Annotated in this window: 21 protein-coding genes; 11 read left to right on the top strand and 10 right to left on the bottom strand. The window is 55.6% G+C overall.

The features are described from left to right. The first annotated feature begins 181 nt into the window (after nt 1-181). Nucleotides 182-1804 carry an isovaleryl-CoA dehydrogenase gene (locus FOY96_RS19655; protein ID WP_143347624.1) on the top strand — a complete coding sequence of 541 codons (1623 nt, stop codon included), beginning with the start codon at nt 182-184 and terminating at the stop codon, nt 1802-1804. Here the strand turns inward: FOY96_RS19655 and FOY96_RS19650 are convergent. From FOY96_RS19650 to bsmA, 3 genes are all read right to left on the bottom strand, one after another. After that, nucleotides 1801-3732 (bottom strand): methyl-accepting chemotaxis protein, encoded by a 1932-nt coding sequence (locus tag FOY96_RS19650; protein WP_143347623.1) that lies wholly within the window; start codon nt 3730-3732, stop codon nt 1801-1803. The genes FOY96_RS19655 and FOY96_RS19650 overlap by 4 nt on opposite strands. 172 nt (nt 3733-3904) lie before the next feature. Further along, complete coding sequence (gene yjfN, locus FOY96_RS19645; RefSeq protein ID WP_032645202.1) at nt 3905-4192, bottom strand: DUF1471 family protease activator YjfN; 288 nt, start codon at nt 4190-4192, stop codon at nt 3905-3907. A 136-nt stretch (nt 4193-4328) separates the two neighbouring features. Continuing rightward, nucleotides 4329-4658 carry a biofilm peroxide resistance protein BsmA gene (gene bsmA / locus FOY96_RS19640; RefSeq protein WP_029740376.1) on the bottom strand — a complete coding sequence of 110 codons (330 nt, stop codon included), beginning with the start codon at nt 4656-4658 and terminating at the stop codon, nt 4329-4331. 137 nt (nt 4659-4795) lie between these two features. On the opposite strand from bsmA, the gene yjfP reads away from it, so the two are divergent. Beyond that, on the top strand, nt 4796-5518 hold the full coding sequence (gene yjfP / locus FOY96_RS19635) for an esterase (RefSeq protein ID WP_143347622.1): 723 nt from the start codon (nt 4796-4798) through the stop codon (nt 5516-5518). Nucleotides 5519-5682: 164 nt separating this feature from the next. On the opposite strand, the gene yjfY is transcribed toward yjfP, so the two are convergent. Further along, nucleotides 5683-5958, bottom strand: a complete 276-nt coding sequence (gene yjfY / locus FOY96_RS19630) for a DUF1471 family protein YjfY (protein ID WP_010427445.1) — start codon at nt 5956-5958, stop codon at nt 5683-5685. 341 nt (nt 5959-6299) lie between these two features. Here yjfY and rpsF point away from each other — a divergent pair, with 341 nt between their 5' ends. The 4 genes from rpsF to rplI are packed head-to-tail and all read left to right on the top strand — an operon-like array spanning nt 6300 to nt 7739. Then, nucleotides 6300-6695: a 30S ribosomal protein S6 gene (gene rpsF, locus FOY96_RS19625; protein WP_014068637.1), complete on the top strand. Its 396-nt coding sequence runs from the start codon at nt 6300-6302 to the stop codon at nt 6693-6695. Between the two features lie 6 nt (nt 6696-6701). Then, entirely contained in the window at nt 6702-7016 is a 315-nt protein-coding gene (gene priB, locus FOY96_RS19620) for a primosomal replication protein N (protein WP_008502895.1), read from the top strand. Nucleotides 7017-7020: 4 nt separating this feature from the next. Then, nucleotides 7021-7248, top strand: a complete 228-nt coding sequence (gene rpsR / locus FOY96_RS19615; protein ID WP_000135199.1) for a 30S ribosomal protein S18 — start codon at nt 7021-7023, stop codon at nt 7246-7248. 41 nt (nt 7249-7289) lie between these two features. Further along, complete coding sequence (rplI, locus tag FOY96_RS19610; RefSeq protein WP_023310148.1) at nt 7290-7739, top strand: 50S ribosomal protein L9; 450 nt, start codon at nt 7290-7292, stop codon at nt 7737-7739. Nucleotides 7740-7806: 67 nt separating this feature from the next. Here the strand turns inward: rplI and FOY96_RS19605 are convergent, their stop codons facing one another. Then, entirely contained in the window at nt 7807-8451 is a 645-nt protein-coding gene (locus FOY96_RS19605) for an OapA family protein (RefSeq protein WP_143347621.1), read from the bottom strand. 233 nt (nt 8452-8684) lie between these two features. Between FOY96_RS19605 and bamJ the strand changes: the two genes are divergently transcribed. Both bamJ and cycA read left to right on the top strand, forming a co-directional pair. Next, entirely contained in the window at nt 8685-9305 is a 621-nt protein-coding gene (gene bamJ / locus FOY96_RS19600; protein ID WP_008502892.1) for a BamJ family beta-barrel-assembly machinery protein, read from the top strand. Nucleotides 9306-9616: 311 nt separating this feature from the next. Further along, on the top strand, nt 9617-11026 hold the full coding sequence (gene cycA, locus FOY96_RS19595; protein WP_048977313.1) for a D-serine/D-alanine/glycine transporter: 1410 nt from the start codon (nt 9617-9619) through the stop codon (nt 11024-11026). A 96-nt stretch (nt 11027-11122) separates the two neighbouring features. On the opposite strand, the gene ytfE is transcribed toward cycA, so the two are convergent. Further along, the gene (ytfE, locus tag FOY96_RS19590) at nt 11123-11785 is read right to left on the bottom strand and encodes an iron-sulfur cluster repair protein YtfE (protein ID WP_143347620.1); all 663 of its coding nucleotides are present in this window, start codon (nt 11783-11785) and stop codon (nt 11123-11125) included. Between the two features lie 244 nt (nt 11786-12029). Here ytfE and FOY96_RS19585 point away from each other — a divergent pair, with 244 nt between their 5' ends. Further along, nucleotides 12030-13679, top strand: a complete 1650-nt coding sequence (locus FOY96_RS19585) for a methyl-accepting chemotaxis protein (RefSeq protein ID WP_045888470.1) — start codon at nt 12030-12032, stop codon at nt 13677-13679. A gap of 87 nt (nt 13680-13766) precedes the next feature. Here the strand turns inward: FOY96_RS19585 and FOY96_RS19580 are convergent, their stop codons facing one another. The 3 genes from FOY96_RS19580 to FOY96_RS19570 all read right to left on the bottom strand — a co-directional run bounded on the left by FOY96_RS19580 (nt 13767) and on the right by FOY96_RS19570 (nt 16724). Beyond that, nucleotides 13767-14732, bottom strand: a complete 966-nt coding sequence (locus FOY96_RS19580; RefSeq protein WP_143347619.1) for a DMT family transporter — start codon at nt 14730-14732, stop codon at nt 13767-13769. Between the two features lie 75 nt (nt 14733-14807). Next, nucleotides 14808-15632 carry an AraC family transcriptional regulator gene (locus FOY96_RS19575; RefSeq protein WP_039261043.1) on the bottom strand — a complete coding sequence of 275 codons (825 nt, stop codon included), beginning with the start codon at nt 15630-15632 and terminating at the stop codon, nt 14808-14810. Between the two features lie 48 nt (nt 15633-15680). Further along, nucleotides 15681-16724 (bottom strand): GlxA family transcriptional regulator, encoded by a 1044-nt coding sequence (locus FOY96_RS19570; protein ID WP_269473761.1) that lies wholly within the window; start codon nt 16722-16724, stop codon nt 15681-15683. A gap of 620 nt (nt 16725-17344) precedes the next feature. On the opposite strand from FOY96_RS19570, the gene FOY96_RS19565 reads away from it, so the two are divergent. Then, on the top strand, nt 17345-18799 hold the full coding sequence (locus FOY96_RS19565; protein ID WP_269473760.1) for a beta-ketoacyl synthase: 1455 nt from the start codon (nt 17345-17347) through the stop codon (nt 18797-18799). A gap of 85 nt (nt 18800-18884) precedes the next feature. Here FOY96_RS19565 and FOY96_RS19560 read toward each other — a convergent pair whose 3' ends face one another. Next, the gene (locus FOY96_RS19560; RefSeq protein ID WP_033144480.1) at nt 18885-19733 is read right to left on the bottom strand and encodes an SDR family oxidoreductase; all 849 of its coding nucleotides are present in this window, start codon (nt 19731-19733) and stop codon (nt 18885-18887) included. Nucleotides 19734-19817: 84 nt separating this feature from the next. Here FOY96_RS19560 and FOY96_RS19555 point away from each other — a divergent pair, with 84 nt between their 5' ends. Next, nucleotides 19818-20204, top strand: a complete 387-nt coding sequence (locus FOY96_RS19555) for a winged helix-turn-helix transcriptional regulator (protein WP_143347617.1) — start codon at nt 19818-19820, stop codon at nt 20202-20204. Nucleotides 20205-20292: the final 88 nt, after the last annotated feature.

The following is a 20292-nucleotide window of genomic DNA, read 5'->3' as shown; positions in this document are numbered from 1 at the left end:
CTTAAGGTGTAAGAATAAATTATTCAACAAAAGCGGAGTCATGAAATAGTTTATTCTTATGTTCTGTGAGCTATTTCACGAATGATATCAGCGGGATCGTGAACGTGTGACTCCCCTCCCATGCAGCGTGCGCGCGGTCTGTCCATACTTATCGTCATTGCCACTGAAGGAGGGAGACAGCATGCACTGGCAGACCCATACCGTTTTCAATCAACCTGCACCGCTTTCCAACAGCAACCTTTTCCTCTCGGACTGCGCCCTGCGCGATGCGGTCGTGCGTGAAGGAGCCGAGTGGGATTTTGAGCTGCTCGCCAGCATCGGGCAGCAGTTGGGCACCGCGGAGTCGCTGGAGCTGGGCAGGCTGGCTAACGTCAACCCGCCCGAGCTGTTACGCTATGACGCCACCGGGGAGCGGCTGGACGACGTGCGTTTTCATCCGGCATGGCACTTGCTGATGCAGGGGCTTTGTGCCAACCGCGTGCATAACCTGGCGTGGGAAGAGGAGGCGCGTAAAGGGTCGTTTGTCGCTCGGGCCGCACGCTTTGTGCTTCATGCTCAGGTAGAGGCAGGCACGCTTTGCCCGGTCACTATGACGTTTGCCGCCACGCCGCTGTTGCAGCAGGCGCTCCCCAAAGCATTTCACGACTGGCTGACGCCGCTGCTCAGCGATCGCTACGATCCGCACCTTGCCCCCGGTGCGCAAAAGCGCGGCCTGCTGATTGGCATGGGGATGACGGAAAAGCAGGGCGGCTCGGACGTGCTTAGCAACACCACCAAAGCGGAAAAATGCAGTGACGGCAGCTACAGGCTGGTGGGGCATAAATGGTTTTTCTCCGTCCCGCAAAGCGATGCGCACCTGGTGCTGGCCCAGGCGAAGGGCGGGCTGTCCTGCTTTTTTGTGCCGCGCTTTTTGCCTGACGGACAGCGCAACGCCGTGCGTCTTGAGCGCCTCAAGGACAAGCTCGGAAACCGCTCCAACGCCAGCAGCGAGGCGGAGTTCCTTGATGCCTCTGGCTGGCTGCTGGGGGAAGAGGGCGAAGGGGTACGGCAGATCCTCAAAATGGGCGGGCTGACGCGCTTTGACTGCGCGCTGGGCAGCCACGGACTGATGCGTCGGGCGCTCTCGGTGGCGCTGTACCATGCCCACCAGCGTCAGACCTTCGGCAAAAACCTCATCGATCAGCCTTTAATGCGGGAAGCATTAAGCCGGATGGCGCTGGTGCTGGAGGGGCACACGGCGCTGCTGTTCCGCCTGGCCCGGGCGTGGGACAAGCGTGCCGATCCGCAAGAGGCCGCCTGGGCGCGGCTGTTTACCCCGGCGGCGAAATTTAGCGTCTGTAAAGCAGGCATCCCGTTTGTGGCTGAGGCGATGGAGGTGCTGGGTGGGAATGGATATTGCGAAGAGAGCGAACTTCCCCGCCTTTACCGCGAGATGCCGGTGAACAGCATCTGGGAAGGGTCAGGAAATATTATGTGCCTGGACGTTCTGCGCGTGCTGGCGAAGCAGCCGGGTATTCACGACCTGCTTGCCGACGAGTTTGCGCAGGTGAAAGGGCAGGACAGACACTTCGACCGCAGCTGGCGACAGCTTCAGCAAAAACTGCGTAAACCGCAGGAGGCGCAGGGGCGAGAGATCGCGCAGCAGCTTTTCTTGCTGGGTGCCGGAAGCCAGATGCTGCGGCACGCATCGCCCCCGGTGGCGCAGGCGTGGTGCAGCATGATGCTGGACACCCGTGGCGGCACGCTGATGAGCGAGCAGGTACAAAGCGACCTGCTGCTGCGTGCGACGGGCAGAGTTGGCTAGCCTTTTAGCTGGAACAGGCTCACCAGCTGAGTCAGGTGTGAACCCTTCTCGCGCAGCGTTTGAGCGGTTTGCTCGCTGCGTGAGATGCGGTCGGCATTGATATGCGACGCTTCGCCAATATGGGTCATGGCGAGGTTCACCTGGCCGATCCCGGCGGACTGCTCGCGTGAGGCATGGTTAATCTCGGTGACCAGCTGGCTGATGTTATCGATATGAATGATGATGTCATCCATCGCCAGGCGCGTCCGTTCAGACAGCGCATGACCCTCACTCACTTTTCTGAGCGTATCGCCAATCAGCTGTTCAATCTCCTTCACCGCATTAGCGCTGCGTCCCGCCAGCGCGCGAACTTCCTGGGCGACTACCGCAAACCCTTTTCCGTGCTCGCCTGCGCGTGCCGCTTCCACTGCCGCATTCAGCGCCAGAATATTGGTCTGGAAAGCGATGGATTCGATCACGCGCGTGATGTCTTCGATGCGTTTTGACGCTTCGCGAATATCGTCCATGGTCGACACCGCATGGGTGACCGTCTCACCGCCCTGATGGACCGCGAGCGAGGTTTCACCCACCAGCTGCTGCGTTTGCTCCATGTTGGCGGCATTTTGCTGCACGGTGGCGGCCAGCTGCTCCATGCTGGCGGACGTCTCCTCCACGCTGCTGGCCTGCTTGTTGATCTGCTCTGAAATCTCGCCAGTGTCGGCGGCCAGCGCGTTGGTGCCCAAATGGATCTCGCCTGCGGCCTCACGAACCTGCAGGACAATTTTTTGCAGGCCGCCGCCGATGCCGTTGATAGCATCGATCAGCTGGCCGACTTCGTCCTGGCGGGTCACGGGCAGGCTGGAACGGAGATCCCCTGCGGCATATTGTCGGGCAAGATGGATCACGTTGCGCAGCGGTCGGGTCAGCACGCGGCGAATAATGACCACGAACAGGCCAGCAAAAAGGATGGATAAGACCACGCCGGCCAGCAGGAAGCGATCGCGCATGGCGGTAACGCTTGAGAGCAGCACCGATTTATCCACTTCGCCCACGATAGTCCAGTTCCAGCCCGGCAGCGGGGTATACGCCATTTTCAGTGTCCGGCCGTCGTCGCTTGTACGCTCCAGCGTGCCGGGTTTGTCACCCAGAAGCTGCTGCTGCGTCGCGCCGTCCCACTTCGGCTGTTTTCCCTCTTCGCTGGCATGGAACAGGTATTGCCCGCGCGTTTTGCCGTTGCTGCGATCTAGCACGAAGAAGCGACCGCTCTCGCCCAGGCGGCGGTTGAGGATTTTCTCGCGCATGACGTTCCAGGAGTGGGTGATGTCCACCCCGACAAAGACAATCGCAATGACCTGCCCTTCGGCGTTTTTAACGGGCTGGTACTGGGTGATGTAGTGTTTGCCGAACAGCAGCGCCAGGCCGCGGTACACTTCACCTTTGTTGACGGCGGCAAAGGCCGGGCTGGCGTTATCCAGAACGGTACCCATTGCCCGATCGCCATTCTCTTTGCGCAGGGAAGTGGCTACGCGAACAAAGTCGTTACCGCTGCGTACAAACAGCGTCGAAATGGCTCCCGTACGGTTCAGGAACTCGTCCGAAAGGGTGTTATTTTCATGCAGCCCGGTTTCTCCACCTTTCAGAAGCGGAACGCTAAGTCCGTTAATCGTCTGGGGTTGGGAATTATCAATGTTCAGGGGCTGCGGTAAGAAGGTGGTAAACAGGCGGGTATAGCTCTCAACCTCTTCACTCAGGCTGGTATTAAACATCTGCACCATGTCGACCATGCCGGTGGACTGATTATGCAGATCTTCTACCGCAAGGGCTTCAAGCTGCTGGCTGGCTTTTTGGCTGAGCAGAAAAGTGAATAGCAGAAACAGCGTGGCGACACTGACGCCAGTCAGCAGCGAGAGTTTCGACCCCAGGCCCGCACGGCGGAAAAAGTTGATCATAAATTGCTCATCATTGAAAAGTTATGGTTCTTCAACGGCAGAGCGGAGATTACGTTTACTGTTTTAATGTAACAAAATGTTATTTAATTGTTCTTTATTGGTTTTATATAAGATAAAAAATTTGCAAAAACGAAAAGCCACTAAAAATAAGTGGCTTTTATCAGGAGGGAGTTTACACGTAGAGAATGGCCTGTACCCGCCAGTGGTCGATATGGTTATCTTCCTGCATCTGGATGATGCGATACCATGAAGCACCCTGCTCATCGGCCTTTAATGCCACGACACGTTCAACGTCTTGCGGGCTCCCCGAGATATTATTCACGGAGATCTGGCCAATTTCATTCAGGCCAGTCACACAATCAGCACTGGCGAATTCTGCTGACTGCGCGGTGGTGCTCAGCAGGCCTGCTGAGAGCAACAGTGAGGTCAAAGCAAGAGTTCGTTTCATCGTCAGCTCCATTTCACATATATCCGGTATCCGCCGGGCAATCCTTCGCTAATAAACTCCCTTCCATTAACGCGGGCTTGGAGTTTATTGTGGACAGGAAAATGTCTATGGACGCAAAGCAGTGTAAATCTCGTTCAAAGGAAAACCATTATTTACGGTACAAAATGGCCTGTGAATACCACTGTCCCGTTATGATGGTTTCGTCGATCATAATGATGACGTAATAATCTGCTTTGGCGGCGACGGCCTGTGCTTTTATTGCCGATTCTGCGTCATCCGGAGAACCGCGAACCAGCGCGGAGATGGTGCCCATTCGTTGTAATCCTTCCGTCTGATTACGACGAATCTCCTGTGGATGATCGGCGACCGGTGGAGCGGGTTGCGGTGTTCCCTGCAGCGCGCTACAGCCACTCAGCAGAAACACCAGCAATAAAGCAGCAAACCTGCGCATAACCATATCTCGTTTCCTGATAGCCATAGTGTAGTTGGCTGTGAATTTAGTTTTGGGGGAATGTTCCCGAAGTGTTATCTGGGACGTATATTTCGAATGAAAATGACGCGAAAGCGTAACCCAGTTCTCAACATTATGAATCATAGATTCGCACAGGGTCGACAATGATTGAAATTGAAATACGCCACCTCGGCGACCATGAAATTTTACACGCGATGCCGGCGGGTAAACGTGATAAACCGCTGCCTGTTGTCGTTTTTTATCACGGGTTTACCTCATCGAAGCTGGTTTACAGTTATTTTGCGGTAGCGCTGGCGCAGGCGGGTTTTCGCGTGGTGATGCCAGATGCACCCGACCACGGCGCACGCTTTACGGGTAATGAACAGGCGCGGCTGGGTCAGTTCTGGCAGATTCTGCACGGGAGTCTGACCGAGTTTGCCGGGCTGCGCGATGCGCTTTATGGGGCAGGGCTGGTGGCCGACAATCGTCTGGCGGTAGCCGGGGCATCGATGGGCGGTATGACGGCGCTGGGGATTATGACGCATCATCCTGAAGTGAAGTCTGTCGCCTGTCTGATGGGCTCAGGCTACTTTACTTCGCTGGCGAAGACCCTTTTCCCCCCTCAGAATTTAGCGGAAATGACGGCGACGCTGGCAGAGTGGGAAGTGACCCGGGCATTGCCGCGCGTGGCCGATCGTCCGCTGCTGCTGTGGCACGGTGACGCGGATGATGTGGTCCCGCCCGAGGGAACCTTCCGTCTGCAGCAGGCGTTAATGAATGAAGGGCTGGACGCTAATCTGACCTGCCTGTGGGAACCGGGCGTCCGCCACCGCATTACGCCAACGGCGCTGGACGCCACGGTGGCGTTTTTCCGCCAGCACCTGTAACGCGCGGGACTTTGACGCCCTTATCTTCCCGCTTCGGGAGGATCTCTGGGGGCTCTTTTACCGGGAGTATTCCGGAGCCATTCAAAAAAAGCCCCCGGGCAGGGGGCAACGTCAACTATGGCTATGTTCTCGTTGTTGGCTTTCCTGGTGCTAGCGTTAAAGCGTTATCGGTAAATATCTGCACTGGCGTGCATGTTGCCGTTGCTGCCGGGCTCACGGGTTAACATCACGTGGTAATAGGTTGCGCCCTGCGCATCGGTTTCTTCGTTTAATGCCTGATCTGCTTCACTTTCCGTGGCGAAATTATGATTGATGTAAATTACGCCCAAGCTTTGCACATCATCCATGTTTCTGGCCTGTCGGCTGTCTATCTTGATGGCTGCCATCGCGTTTGCACTGAGCAAAAGCGCCGCCATTATGGCTAATGCGATTTTTTTCATGATATGCGCTCCACGACTACGTGCTGCGAGAGGGGGGATGCTCCTTCTTTAATTCAGGCGATCTCTGATTAAAGTGTAATCACTCATCCGGCGGGGATGCGTGACCATTTCTGATGCAGTTGTTCAAAAAAACAACGCTTCCGGGTGTGACCAATTTTAAATCACCCACTTAGACCCGCTTCGCGCTTTGTGCGAATTATTTGTGCAATCAGCTTGAGTTTCCAGGGGCGCGCAAGTATTATGACGCGTCAATTTTTCAGCCGACCTTTAACACGTTCCTTGCCTCCCCGGGCCTCGGCTGACCCAGACAGGAGGCTGAATAATCCGTAAGGAGCAATTCGATGCGTCATTACGAAATCGTTTTTATGGTCCATCCTGACCAGAGCGAACAGGTTCCGGGTATGATCGAGCGTTACTCTGCTGCCATCACTGGTGCAGAAGGTACGATCCACCGTCTGGAAGACTGGGGCCGCCGTCAGCTGGCTTACCCGATCAACAAACTGCACAAAGCACACTACGTTCTGATGAACGTTGAAGCGCCGCAGGAAGTGATCGATGAGCTGGAAACTACCTTCCGCTTCAACGATGCCGTTATCCGCAGCATGGTTATGCGTACCAAAAACGCAGTTACCGAAGCATCTCCGATGGTTAAAGCGAAAGACGAGCGCCGTGAGCGTCGCGATGATTTCGCAAACGAAACCGCAGATGATTCTGATGCTGGGGATTCTGAAGAGTAATTTCTGATGACCAACCGTCTGGCGTTGTCCGGCATCGTATGCAGGGCTCCCCTTCGAAAGGTCAGTCCATCAGGAATTCCGCATTGCCAGTTCGTGCTTGAGCATCGTTCTGTGCAAGAGGAAGCCGGGTTTCACCGGCAGGCGTGGTGCCAAATGCCCGTTATTATTAGCGGACACGAAAACCAGGCCATTACTCACAGTTTAACGGTCGGTAGCGCAGTAATCGTTCAGGGGTTCATCTCTTGCCACAAGGCAAAGAACGGCCTGAGCAAAATGGTTCTGCATGCCGAGCAGATTGATTTGATAGATTCTGGAGACTAGCCATATGGCACGTTATTTCCGTCGTCGCAAGTTCTGCCGTTTCACCGCGGAAGGCGTTCAAGAGATCGACTATAAAGATATCGCAACGCTGAAAAACTACATCACCGAAAGCGGTAAGATTGTCCCAAGCCGTATCACCGGTACTCGTGCAAAATACCAGCGTCAGCTGGCTCGCGCTATCAAACGCGCTCGCTACCTGTCCCTGCTGCCGTACACTGATCGTCATCAGTAATCGGGCACGGTCCATTAATACGACTTTAAGAGGATAAGGTAATGCAAGTTATTCTGCTTGATAAAGTAGCAAACCTGGGCAGCCTGGGTGATCAGGTTAACGTTAAAGCGGGTTACGCACGTAACTTCCTGGTTCCACAGGGTAAAGCTGTTCCAGCTACCAAGAAAAACGTAGAGTTTTTCGAAGCACGTCGCGCTGAACTGGAAGCCAAACTGGCTGACGTTCTGGCGGCTGCTAACGCTCGCGCTGAAGCAATCAACGCACTGGGCACCGTTACCATCGCGTCTAAATCAGGCGACGAAGGTAAACTGTTCGGTTCCATCGGTACCCGCGATATCGCTGATGCAGTTTCTGCAGCAGGCGTTAAAGTGGCTAAGAGCGAAGTTCGTCTGCCGAACGGCGTTCTGCGTACCACTGGTGAGCACGAAGTTGACTTCCAGGTTCACAGCGAAGTGTTCGCTAAACTGGTTGTTAACGTTGTAGCTGAGTAATTTTTTACTCTGCTCACGTTGAAACGCCGGCCTTGTGCCGGCGTTTTGCTTTTTACAGATCCGGGTCTTAACGCGCCCTGATGAAACTGCCGTCTGGCTGGCGGGTAAACAGTACCTGTTGTCCACTTCCCGTATCAATCGTTAACCCTGTCACCACCCCGCTGGCATTCTGGCGAACCTGTACCATCTGTCCATTCTGCAGGTTACTGAGCGGTTTACCCGCACCTTCCACCTTCGCCATGGCATACACGTCGGTTGGCGGCAGGTTGTGGTCGCGGAACAGCTGTGCCAGCGTTTTACCCGGCTCTACGCGATAGGAACGCCACTGTTGCTCAATGCCGGTAGGCTGTTGCGTCTGAGGCTGAGACGGGGCGGCGGCTTGATCCTGCGGCTGTTCATCCTGAATAGGTTCTGGCTCAACCGGCGCGACCTGACCCGGATCGTTAGACGGGGTCACAAGCTGCGTCTGCATCGGCTGTGCGTCAGGCTGTGGCCGCGTCTGCGACTGAATATCCAGCTGAGCATTGCGGGTGACGGGTGCGGTATCGACATCATCGCCCCCGGAAGGAAGCAGGAAGCCCACGATCACCATCAGCGCGCCAATGATGATCCCTCTGCGATGCAGAGGAGGCAGCGGGTCCATGATGCGAAAATTGTCCGGCGCCTGCCAGATTTTCGCCAGGGTAGGTTTCAGTTCAAATCGCCCGGGCATGGCACTCCTCCTGCTCCGCGTATTTTTTATCCTGTGCCCCGAAGTATAGTTTGCTAACTGCCTGAACGGCGTAGTAAACCCGACATCCGTGACATCAGTTCGGGATTAATCCTGGTTATCTCTATTGTTTCTGTTTCGTCGCGGTTTGTCACCTTAACTTCAGACAAAGTTTTACCCATAAGGGCATGGCTGATATGCTGCCCGCTACTTTAAATGTGATGGAAGGAAAACCCATGACCACCCCGACTTTTGACACTATCGAAGCGCAGGCAAGTTACGGTATCGGCTTGCAGGTAGGACAGCAGCTGAGCGAATCCGGCCTGGAAGGTCTGTTACCTGAAGCGCTGGTGGCGGGTATCGCTGACGCGCTGGAAGGCAAACAGCCTGCCGTTCCGGTAGACGTTGTGCACCGTGCGCTGCGTGAAATCCACGAACGTGCTGACGCCGTGCGTCGCGCGCGCTTCGAAGAGATGGCAGCCGAAGGTGTGAAATATCTGGAAGAGAACCGTGAGCGTGAAGGCGTGAACAGCACCGAATCCGGTCTGCAGTTCCGCGTGATCAATCAGGGCGACGGCGCAATCCCGGCGCGTACCGACCACGTTCGCGTGCATTACACCGGTAAACTGATCGACGGTACCGTGTTCGACAGCTCCGTGGCGCGCGGCGAACCGGCTGAATTCCCGGTCAACGGCGTGATCGCAGGCTGGATCGAAGCTCTGACCCTGATGCCGGTCGGTTCCAAATGGGAACTGACTATCCCGCATAACCTGGCCTACGGCGAGCGCGGCGCTGGCGCGTCCATCCCGCCATTCAGCACCTTGGTCTTTGAAGTCGAGCTGCTGGAAATTCTGTAATCGAATTTTCTTATTTCCTCTCCCCGGTTGGGGAGAGGAAAATAGTGTAAAAACCTATAGTTACGGTGCTATCAACATTTTATCTTGCAAACGAAACTGTTGCGTGTATTTTTGTGAGCTGTTTCGCGCTGTATGAGTGATATGACACTCACTTTCAACATATTATTAACATAATATCTAAATCATAGTATTCATCCCGCCGATTCTTACCTAATATCGATTAGCCCTTACAAGGGAACGTCATCTTTTGACGTATTTAAAGGCCAGAAGAGCCTTAACAACACAGACAGGCATAAACAGGAAAATATCACATGGTAGATCAGGTCAAAGTCGTCGCCGACGAAGAGGCGTCGTCTGAACAGTCGCTACGGCGCAATCTCACAAACCGTCATATTCAGCTTATTGCGATTGGGGGTGCCATCGGTACCGGGCTGTTTATGGGGTCAGGCAAAACCATCAGTCTCGCCGGGCCGTCGATCATATTCGTTTATATGATCATCGGTTTTATGCTCTTCTTCGTGATGCGTGCAATGGGTGAACTGCTGCTCTCGAACCTCGAATACAAATCCTTTAGCGACTTCGCTTCTGACCTGCTCGGGCCGTGGGCGGGCTATTTTACCGGCTGGACCTACTGGTTCTGCTGGGTCGTCACCGGTATGGCGGACGTCGTGGCGATTACCGCCTACGCGCAGTTCTGGTTCCCGGGGCTGTCGGACTGGGTCGCCTCGCTGGCGGTCATTGTTCTGCTGCTGAGCCTGAACCTCGCCACCGTTAAAATGTTCGGTGAGATGGAGTTCTGGTTCGCGATGATCAAAATCGTGGCGATTGTCGGGCTTATCGTCGTGGGTCTGGTGATGGTGCTCACCCACTTCCAGTCGCCAACGGGCGTTCAGGCGTCGTTTACCCATCTGTGGAATGACGGCGGCTGGTTCCCGAAAGGCATTAGCGGCTTCTTTGCCGGCTTCCAGATCGCGGTTTTTGCTTTCGTGGGCATTGAGCTGGTGGGCACGACGGCAGCGGAGACCAAAGATCCCGAGAAGTCTCTCCCGCGCGCGATTAACTCTATTCCGCTGCGTATCATCATGTTCTACGTCTTCGCGCTGATCGTCATTATGTCCGTGACGCCGTGGAGCTCCGTGGTGCCAACCAAGAGCCCGTTCGTTGAGCTGTTCGTGCTGGTAGGCCTGCCTGCTGCCGCGAGCCTGATTAACTTCGTGGTGCTGACCTCTGCTGCCTCGTCTGCCAACAGCGGCGTATTCTCCACCAGCCGTATGCTGTTTGGTCTGGCGCAGGAAGGCGTGGCGCCGAGCGCGTTCGCCAAGCTGTCGAAGCGCGCGGTACCGGCAAAAGGGTTGACCTTCTCCTGCATGTGCCTGCTGGGCGGCGTGGTGATGCTCTACGTGAACCCAAGCGTGATTGGCGCGTTCACCATGATTACCACGGTCTCTGCGATCCTCTTTATGTTCGTCTGGACCATCATCCTCTGTTCATACCTGGTGTACCGCAAGCAGCGCCCGCACCTGCATGAAAAATCGATCTACAAGATGCCGCTGGGCAAGCTGATGTGCTGGGTGTGCATGGCGTTCTTCGTCTTCGTGCTGGTTCTGCTGACGCTGGAAGATGATACCCGTCAGGCACTCATCGTCACGCCGCTGTGGTTTATCGCGCTGGGGCTGGGCTGGGTGTTTATCGGTAAGAAACGTATGGCAGGCGTAAGGTAAAAGCAAAACGGCAACTTCGGTTGCCGTTTTTAGTTTTTGCACCCTCTCCCCGTGGGAGAGGGCCGGGGTGAGGGCATCAGGCCGCAGCGGCCTTTTTTATTCCCCAGCTAATGCCCGCGGGAACAGAACGTTGTTCTCAAGACTGATGTGTTCCATCAGGTCGTCAATCATCTCGTTAATGCCGTTGTACATCGCTTTCCACGTTGTGCACGCTTCTGGCGGCGGCGTGACGTTGTGGGTGGTGTGTTTGATCACTTCCAGCAGCTCACCCGCATCATCGTGCTCGCTTTCCATTACGCTGATAGGCCCCATCGCCTGGCTTCCCATTCCCTGTTTAATCATCGGGAAGAGGATCTGCTCTTCTTTCATCATGTGGCTGGAAAGCTCTTCATGCAGCAGGGTCAGGTATTTCGCCAGACCGCGCGGTACGGAAGGTTTGTCGGCATGAACGCGCTCAACTTTGGTCGCCTGCAGGATCAGTTCCGGCAGCTGCTCACGGTGACGGTCATGGTAACGCACGATGATATGGTCGATGATTTCAGCGAGCGGGGCGGTTCGCCAGTCTTTGTCGACGGGCTGCCCGGCCAGCAGCGCCAGCTCTGCTTCAATCACCTCAACATCCAGCTCCTTGCGTGAGGCCGCTCGCGCCAGGGTTTGCTTACCGCCGCAGCAGTAATCCATATCGTATTTACGGAACAGCGCAGAAGCGCGAGGAATGGAGAGCGCCAGCTCGCCAAGGGGTTGGTCGCGAAAGGCCATAGCAGTTACCTCGTCATCAATAATATAAGGTGCATATTAAATACATCTTTAGAGCAGCGCTATAACCCTTTAGAGGGAAGGGGAAAAGTGAGATACAGATCACAAAAAAATACCCCATTTAACTCTCTGAATGGACTTAGGAAAGTGGTTTAGAAACTTTTTAAAGGTGTAGAAACAGTAAACAACCCGCCGCGCCTGCCGATATATCCACGTCAGACAAACCTGCATATAACAAAGGCAACGCATGTTTAAACGTATAAAAGTCATTACCCTTCTGATTTCGGTGCTGCTTGTGCTCGGCATCATGCAAGTGATTTCCGCGGGTATCTTTATCAACGCGCTGAATAACGATAAAGACAACTTCACCGTGTCGCAGCTCTCCAGCAAGAACGTGGCGGAGTTTACCGATGCGTGGATCAGCCTGAACCAGGCGCGCGTGACGCTGAACCGCGGGATGCTGCGTCTGCAAAGCAGCATGGCCTCTCAGATTAACGGTGGGCAGCTCAATGAGCTGGTCAACACGGCGAAAAATCTGCTCGCCGATGCGCAGGTCCATTACGATAAATACTATGCCTTGCCAAATACGCCGGGCCTGGACGAGAACCTGGCCAAGCGTCTGGAAGAGCAGTACCGCATTTACTCCTCAACGCTGACGCAAATGAACGTTCTGCTGAGCCAGGGCAATCTGGAAGACATGTTCAAGCAGAACGCGGAGCAAAAGCAGACCGCGATGCAGGCGGTTTACCGTGAATGGCGTGAAGCGCAGGCAACGCTTACCGATAAAGGCATCCAGGACAATGAAAGCGACTACAGGCGCATCCTGTGGATCCTCTCTGCGGTTATGCTGCTGGTGATTGTGGTGATTATCTCCAGCTGGGTAGCCATGCGCCGCGTGCTGCTGCTGCCTCTGGAAGAGGTGATTAACCATATTCGCGCCATTGCGGCGGGGGATTTAACCCAGCCGATTCAGGCTGAAGGTAAGAACGAAATGGCTATCCTGGCGCGCAACGTCCAGGAGATGCAGACCTCGCTGGCGAACACCGTGGGCGTGGTGCGTGAAGGTGCGGATACCATCTACACCGGTGCCGGTGAGATTTCTGCCGGCAGCAACGACCTCTCTTCCCGTACCGAGCAGCAGGCCGCGTCTCTGGAAGAGACGGCAGCCAGCATGGAACAGCTGACGGCAACCGTGAAGCAGAACGCCGATAACGCGCGTCAGGCTTCCCGTCTGGCGCTGGACGCCTCCTCTACGGCGAAGAAGGGCGGTAACGTGGTTGAAGGCGTGGTACGTACGATGGACGAAATCGCCACCAGCTCCAGTAAAATCGCGCAAATTACTAACGTGATCGACGGTATTGCCTTCCAGACTAACATCCTGGCGCTGAACGCGGCGGTGGAAGCGGCGCGTGCAGGCGAGCAGGGCCGTGGTTTTGCGGTGGTGGCAGGAGAAGTGCGTACTCTCGCCCAGCGCAGCGCCCAGGCGGCGAAAGAGATCAAAGCGCTGATCGATGATTCCGGCGAGCGCGTGAACGCGGGCTCCCAGCTGGTTAACGAAGCCGGGGAGACGATGGCAGAGATCGTCAATGCGGTCACCCGCGTGACGGACATCATGGGCGAAATTGCCTCGGCCTCTGACGAGCAGAGCCGCGGTATCGACCAGGTGGGCCAGGCGGTAGCCGAGATGGACCGCGTGACCCAGCAGAACGCCTCGCTGGTAGAGGAATCTGCGGCCGCGGCGGCGGCGCTGGAAGATCAGGCTGCCCGCCTGAACGAAGCGGTGGCGGTGTTCAAAATCACCCGCAACCAGGCGGTCAAAGCGGCGCCGGTGAAAACCTACGTGCCCAAAGCGCAGCCCGTAGCGGCGGCGTCTGAAGGGAACTGGGAAACGTTTTAACATCATGCCGGGTGGCGCTGGCGCTTACCCGGCCTACGAAACGGCTTCTTGTAGGCCGGGTAAGGCGGAGCCGCCACCCGGCAAAAATCACGCCTCCGACGCCGGAACGACCCTCGGTTTTTCCGGCTTCGCTCTTACCGCCATCACCACCCCCACCACCAGCAGCGCGATCCCGCAGGCCGTGAATAGCGGCGGCACGCTCTGGCGCATCAGGAAGGTATAAAGCAGTCCGGCCAGGGTTTCGAAGACAATCAGCGGCCCTAAAATCACCGTCGGCAGATTCTGGCTGGCAATGTTCCAGCACAGCGCGCCCACCCATGAGCACAGCACCGCAATCGCAACCATCAGGCCAATAAACACCCACGGTCTTGGCCCGAAGGGCTGGGCGAAGTCTGGCTGTTGTTGGCCTAACCAGATGCACGCCCCGGCATAGCCCACCAGCGAGACGGGCAGCGTGACCAGCGCCTGCGCCGTCGCCCACATCATCGGGTGCTTGTCCGGGTTCTCCCGCAGCCAGCGCGCGTTGCGCAGGGCATACCATGCCCAGCACGCCACGGAAATGAACGCCAGCACAATGCCAGAACCGTAACGCCACAGGTCAACATCCGCCTGCCCGTGACGCAGCTCGGCAATATTGACGCATACCAGCCCCACGGCGGTGCATACCAGCGCCGGCGCCATTTTTGACCACGCCAGTTTGCCATCGCGGTGGCTGTAGAGCAGGTTAGCAAAGACGGGGATGACGACCGGCAGCGTGCCGATAATCATGGTAGATACCGGCGCACCGGTACGCTGAATGGCACTCGCAAGGCAAACGTAGTAGATAAGATTGCCCATCATGGTCAGCGCCAGCGCGGTGCCCCAGTCCTGACGGCTGAGCTGACGCAAGCGCGCGCGTCCCAGCCACGCCAGGGGCAGAGCAATCAGCCCGAGCGCCAGATAGCGTCCGGTCGACTGCAGTATTGCCGGATACTCGGGCACGATCAGCGGGCCGACAAAAATAAGCCCCCACATCATCCCGGCCAGAAGGGCATACAACACTCCACTAATCATTTTTCCATCCACAGGTATTTACGCTGCATGCAGTGTAGGAGGGGAAAATGCGTGCGTATTGTATGAGATTGCGCATTAGCGCCGGGTGACCTGCTTCTGGTAGCGCACGGGCGTAATGCCGTAGCGGCGGGTAAACGCGCGGGTTAAGTGGGACTGGTCGGTCAGCCCGGTCGCGGCTGCCACTTCGGCGGCTGGCATGCCGTGGGTGAGGAACGCTTTAGCGCGCCAGAGGCGAATGGCCATCAGCATCTGGTGCGGCGTAACGTGAAAATGGGCTTTGAACTGGCGCTGGAAATGGTACGGGCTCAGCGAAACGACGCTGGCCAGCTCGTCCAGCGTCAGGGAGTGCATGTAGTTGTCGTGCAGGTACTCGCGCACGCGTTCGAAGCGGTGCGCGCCTTCCTGAATCACCGGCGCGTGATGGGCCAGCGGCTGGAAGGTCTCAATCAGATCCAGCAGTAATCCTTTTTGCGCAAGCGGATCGTCCGTATGCCACAATCCGTAAATCAGCCTGCCGATTTGCTGCGAGCGCAGCGGGTCATGACGCGTGACATCGCTAAACCACCAGTGCCGGAGGCCGGTCACCTCTTCCAGCAGATCGGGTTCGATATAGACCATCCGGTAGCGCCAGCCGCCTTCGGTGGCGGATTCGCCGGTATGGATCTCGTCCGGGTTCATGGTGACGACGGATTTTTCCGCCGCGAGATGCTGGGTACCGCGATAGCGAAAGCGTTCGGCACCGGTTTCAATCGTGCCGATCCCGAAGGCTTCATGGGTGTGCGGCTCAAAGGCGTAGTCAGAAATATGCGCGTGATAAAGCTCCAGGCCCGGCAGCTGCGCCAGATGGCGAAAGCGCGCGCTGTCTCTTTCATCATTAAACTGTTCAGGTACGCCTTGCACGTTGAGCCTCCTCGTGGTCATCTTTTCATTATCAGAGATGACCGCAGTTTATGCACTAAACATCTTTGCCCGGACGGTCTTACGGTAATCCCCCGGTGAAACCGTTGTTTTATGCTTAAACTGGCGATTAAAGTGCGCAATATCCTGATATCCAACCGCATTTGCAATCTCCTGAATACACAGATTGGTGGATTGCAGCATTGTCATGGCGGATTCAATTCTGGCGGTTAATAAATACTGCAGTGGGGACATGTCGGTGGCATTTTTAAAGCGGCGATTAAAGTTGCGCAAACTCATGCCAGCCATATCTGCAAGATTCTGCATGGATATATCCGAGGCGCAGTTGTCTTTTATCCAGATTTGAATTTGAACAATATCTTCATCCGGATGGGGTTTGTTTTCTTCACTGTAACATTGGCGTTCAAACTGGCTACGAATTTCATGGAAAAATGTCCGTTGAGTATGTGTGGCTACACGTTTCCCGTATATCGTTTCTATAAAATGGATCGTCAGATCTGACAGGGCCTTAACGCTTGCGGCGCAGAAAATATTATCGGCCTGAGTGAGAAAATGTTTTGTCTGTAATTTTACGCTGGGGTAGTCGCGCGAGAATTGTTTGAAGTAGTGCCAGTGGGTGGTGGCAGGCTTTCCGTTGAGCAATCCCGACTCCGCCAGAAAACAGCAGCCCGTTCCGACGGCGGCGATGCGGGTTCCTCGCGCGGCCTGCTCGGTCAGCCATTCCAGAAGTTCAGGCTGTTGTCTGACCACCGCGCGAGGGTTGCGCCACAGGGCAGGAAGATAGATAACGTCATAGTGCCTGTCTGCGGCAAGGGTGGTATCGGCGGTAATGCTAAAGCCGCTGTGCGTCAGGATGGGCTCGCTGTTTATGCCAATGGTATTCACCTTCAGAATATTCTCCGGGCGACAGAGCCTGAAGGGCGACTTCTCCGGTTTGTGCGTGCCTGCGTGGGATGTTGTTTTTTGCTCAGCTAAATAGCTACTGGCTGCCGCTTTCCACATTTCAATCGGAAGACTGAGACCGGAACTTAGCATGCGTTCACATAACACAAATCCTATTTGTGTATTTGTCATTTTTGATTAATACCTGTTTTGACTATTATTTTTGGTAGCTCATCGTTGCCGTGGCCAAAAAAGTCAGCGTTTTGGCTGGATTTTCATATTAGCTTTTGTTGGTGATTTGTAAACTAATATCTGAAATTATCGCACTTGCTTAATAAAATAAATCCACGACCACGAGAGGATAAATTATGGTGAAATTACCCGTAATAACGGCTTTTGGCGGCTATAGTCCAGCTGGTCGTAGTTCTTCACATCATGCATTTCGTCGAATGATTATTGAGTCATTATCGGAAGAGGAACGGCAGGATACGTTATTATCGTTAGCCATCCTGATGGGCGTACTTAAATATGATGAAGGTGGGTATTACGATATTTCCGGTAAAAGATTTACACCTGCTCAGGCTGCCGCGAGGATAAAAGACGAGGCGCTAGAGGGAACCCTTATCAGAAAAATTACGCGCGACTATTTTGATGTCGATGCTATTGCCAGCCATGCAAAATTGAATATGGCTTCAGGCGAAGAGGGATTCAGTTTTAATATATCTGCCAGGCAATTACCTCAACCCTTACCGGCGGGATGGTACGTTGAAGAATTAGCGGATCGGCGTGTCCGTATTACCGTTCAGGGAGAGATGGACTGTAAAATTGAGGCGTTGCTGCGCACGGAGGTTCAGGCTGCAGGGCTTTTGCCGCAGGGATTCCGCCCGGGCGACCATTACAATTCGCAGTTCCATCCGCGGGCGTTACAAATGGCGATTGTCGGAGCGTCAGACGCCATCAACGCGCTGGGGATCCCGTGGCGAGAGGTACAGGCCAAAATCACGCCGGATCGGCTCGGCGTCTATTCGGGCAATATCATGGGGCAGCTCGACGATTATGGCTTTGGCGGAATGCTGCAGTCGCGCCTGAAAGGCCATCGCGTCAGCGCAAAACAGTGCCCGCTGGGCCTGAACAGCATGTGCGCCGATTTCCTCAATGCGTATGTGCTGGGTAGCGTCGGTCATACCAGCGCCACGCTGGGGGCGTGCGCCACGTTTCTGTATAACCTGAATGCGGCAGTTGAGGATATCAAAGCGGGGCGCATTCGCGTAGCCGTCGTTGGCAGCGCCGAAGCGCCGGTCATCTCAGAAGTGATTGAAGGATTCGATGCCATGGGCGCCCTGGCAACGGAGAGCAAGCTTAAGCACATTGATGAAACGGAAACGGCCGACTGGCGCAACAGCAGCCGCCCGTTTGGCAACAGCTGCGGTTTTGTTATCGCAGAATCCAGCCAGTATGTCGTGTTAATGGACGACGAGCTGGCGCTGCAGCTTGGCGCAGAGATCCACGGTTCGGTGGGGAATGTCTTCATCAACGCTGACGGCTTTAAACGCTCTATTGCGTCACCGGGGCCGGGGAATTACATCACCATGGCGAAAGCCGTAGCCTCTGCGGTATCGATGACCGGGATAGAGACGGTGCAGAAGGGATCGTTTATTCAGGCGCACGGCTCAAGCACGCCGAAGAATTGCGTCTCCGAGGCGGATATTTTTGACCGCGTTGCGCAAGCTTTTTCGATTCGCGACTGGCCGGTGACGGCGGTGAAATCGTACCTCGGTCACTCCCTGGGCCCCGCCAGCGGCGACCAGCTGATCGGCTGCCTCGGCGTCTTCCGCTATGGTATTTTGCCGGGAATTAAAAGCGTGTCCCACATCGCGCCGCAGGTGAACAATGCGCGCTTAACCATTCCTCTTCAGGACTGCAAATTAGAGGAAGGCCAGGGACAAATCGCCTTTATTAATTCAAAAGGCTTTGGCGGTAATAATGCCACGGGGGTGGTTTACTCGCCAAAGCTTACCCATCAATGGTTGCGCAAACGCTATGGGGACGCGGTGTTTGCGGATTATCAGCAGCGTAATCGGCAGGTGCGACGTCAGGCTAACGCCTACGACGAGGCTGCGTCGCAGGGTGAACTCAATGTCATTTATCTTTTCGGCCAGCAGGGGATAAATGAGGAAGATATTAAGATTGATATGAATGGCATCACCATTCCCGGATTTGAAAAACCGATAACGTACGCGACGGATAAAGAATACCCGGACTTTTAATCGTTATATCTGTTTTTATTATTAATAAATATGAGCGGGCCGGGTAAGGGAAATCACCCGGCCGCAGGAAAGAACGGTGACACTGTTAAAGAATGGCTTTAATACTCTGCGCCAGCGGCGTCGTTGCGCGCCCGATCAGTTTGCTCAGCGTATGGCTATCGTCAAAGAGTCCCCCTTTGGACGCACCCACATCCGAGTCCGCCAGCATATCTGCCAGCCCTGCAGGCAGGCCGACGCTTTTCAGGGCGGCGGCAAAATCCGCTTCACTGAGATTCTGATAGGTTACCGGCTTCCCGCTCTGTTTGCTGAGTTCAGCCGCCAGTTCGCTCAGCGTCCAGCCGTGGTCGCCCGCCAGTTCGTAGACCTTGCCCGCGTGGCCCTCTTCAGCAATCACTTTGGCGGCTGCCGCGGCATAGTCGGCGCGGGTGGCAGAGGCAATTTTGCCTTCGCCTGCCGCACCAATAAACACGCCGTGTTCCAGCGCAGGCGGCGCGCTCGCCAGGTAGTTTTCGGTATACCAGCCATTGCGCAGCAGGGCATAAGGGATGCCGGACGCCGCCAGCGCTTTTTCAGTGGCAACATGTTCAACATGCAGACCCAGCGGTGAGTTGTCCGCATGCAGCAGGCTGGTGTAGGCGATAAATTTCACGCCTGCCGTTTTGGCGGCGTTAATCACGTTCTGGTGCTGGGTCGCGCGCTGGCCGACTTCGCTGGAAGAGATCAGCAGCAGCTTATCCACGCCGCTCAGCGCGGCGGTGAATGCGGCTTCATCCGTGTAGTCCGCCTGGCGAACGACAATTCCCTGCTGGCTTAAGGCCTGCGCTTTCGCCGGGTTACGTACGATGGCCACAATCTGGCTGGCCGGTACGGTTTTCAACAGCTGTTCGATAACGAGATGGCCAAGCTGGCCGGTAGCACCGGTAATCGCGATCATGATGAATCTCCTTCGTGTTTGTCTGGTGTTGTGGCACACTAGCACCATAGCTAACTTTTAGTAAGTACGTACAAAAAGGTAAGTATGAAAACATCGATACCGACGCTCAGCGAACAAATGCGCGATGGCAATCTTTTCGCGGAACAGTGCCCTTCACGCGAGGTGCTCAAACACGTGACCAGCCGCTGGGGTGTCCTGATTCTGCTGGCCCTGCGCCAGGGAACGCATCGCTTTAGCGATCTGCGCCGTAAAATGGGCGGGGTGAGCGAAAAGATGCTGTCCCAGTCACTCCAGGCGCTGGAGCTGGACGGGTTTGTCGATCGCGTGTCGTATCCGGTGGTGCCGCCGCACGTAGAGTATAGCCTGACGCCGCTGGGGATTGAGGTCAGCGAGAAAGTCGCTGCGCTGGCGGACTGGATTGAGGTGAATACCCCGAAGGTGATGGCGAACAGGGACGATCGTGCGGCGTAAAAGCCGGGTGGCGGCTTCGCCTTATCCGGCCTACCTGTAATCTTCCATCCCGTAGGCCGGGTAAGCGAAGCGCCACCCGGCACAATCA

Origin of the sequence: Enterobacter asburiae (genome assembly GCF_007035645.1) — a bacterium.
GTDB lineage: Bacteria > Pseudomonadota > Gammaproteobacteria > Enterobacterales > Enterobacteriaceae > Enterobacter > Enterobacter asburiae_B.
Note: the sequence above shows the minus strand (reverse complement) of the source record. Positions and strands in the feature narration are given on the sequence as shown.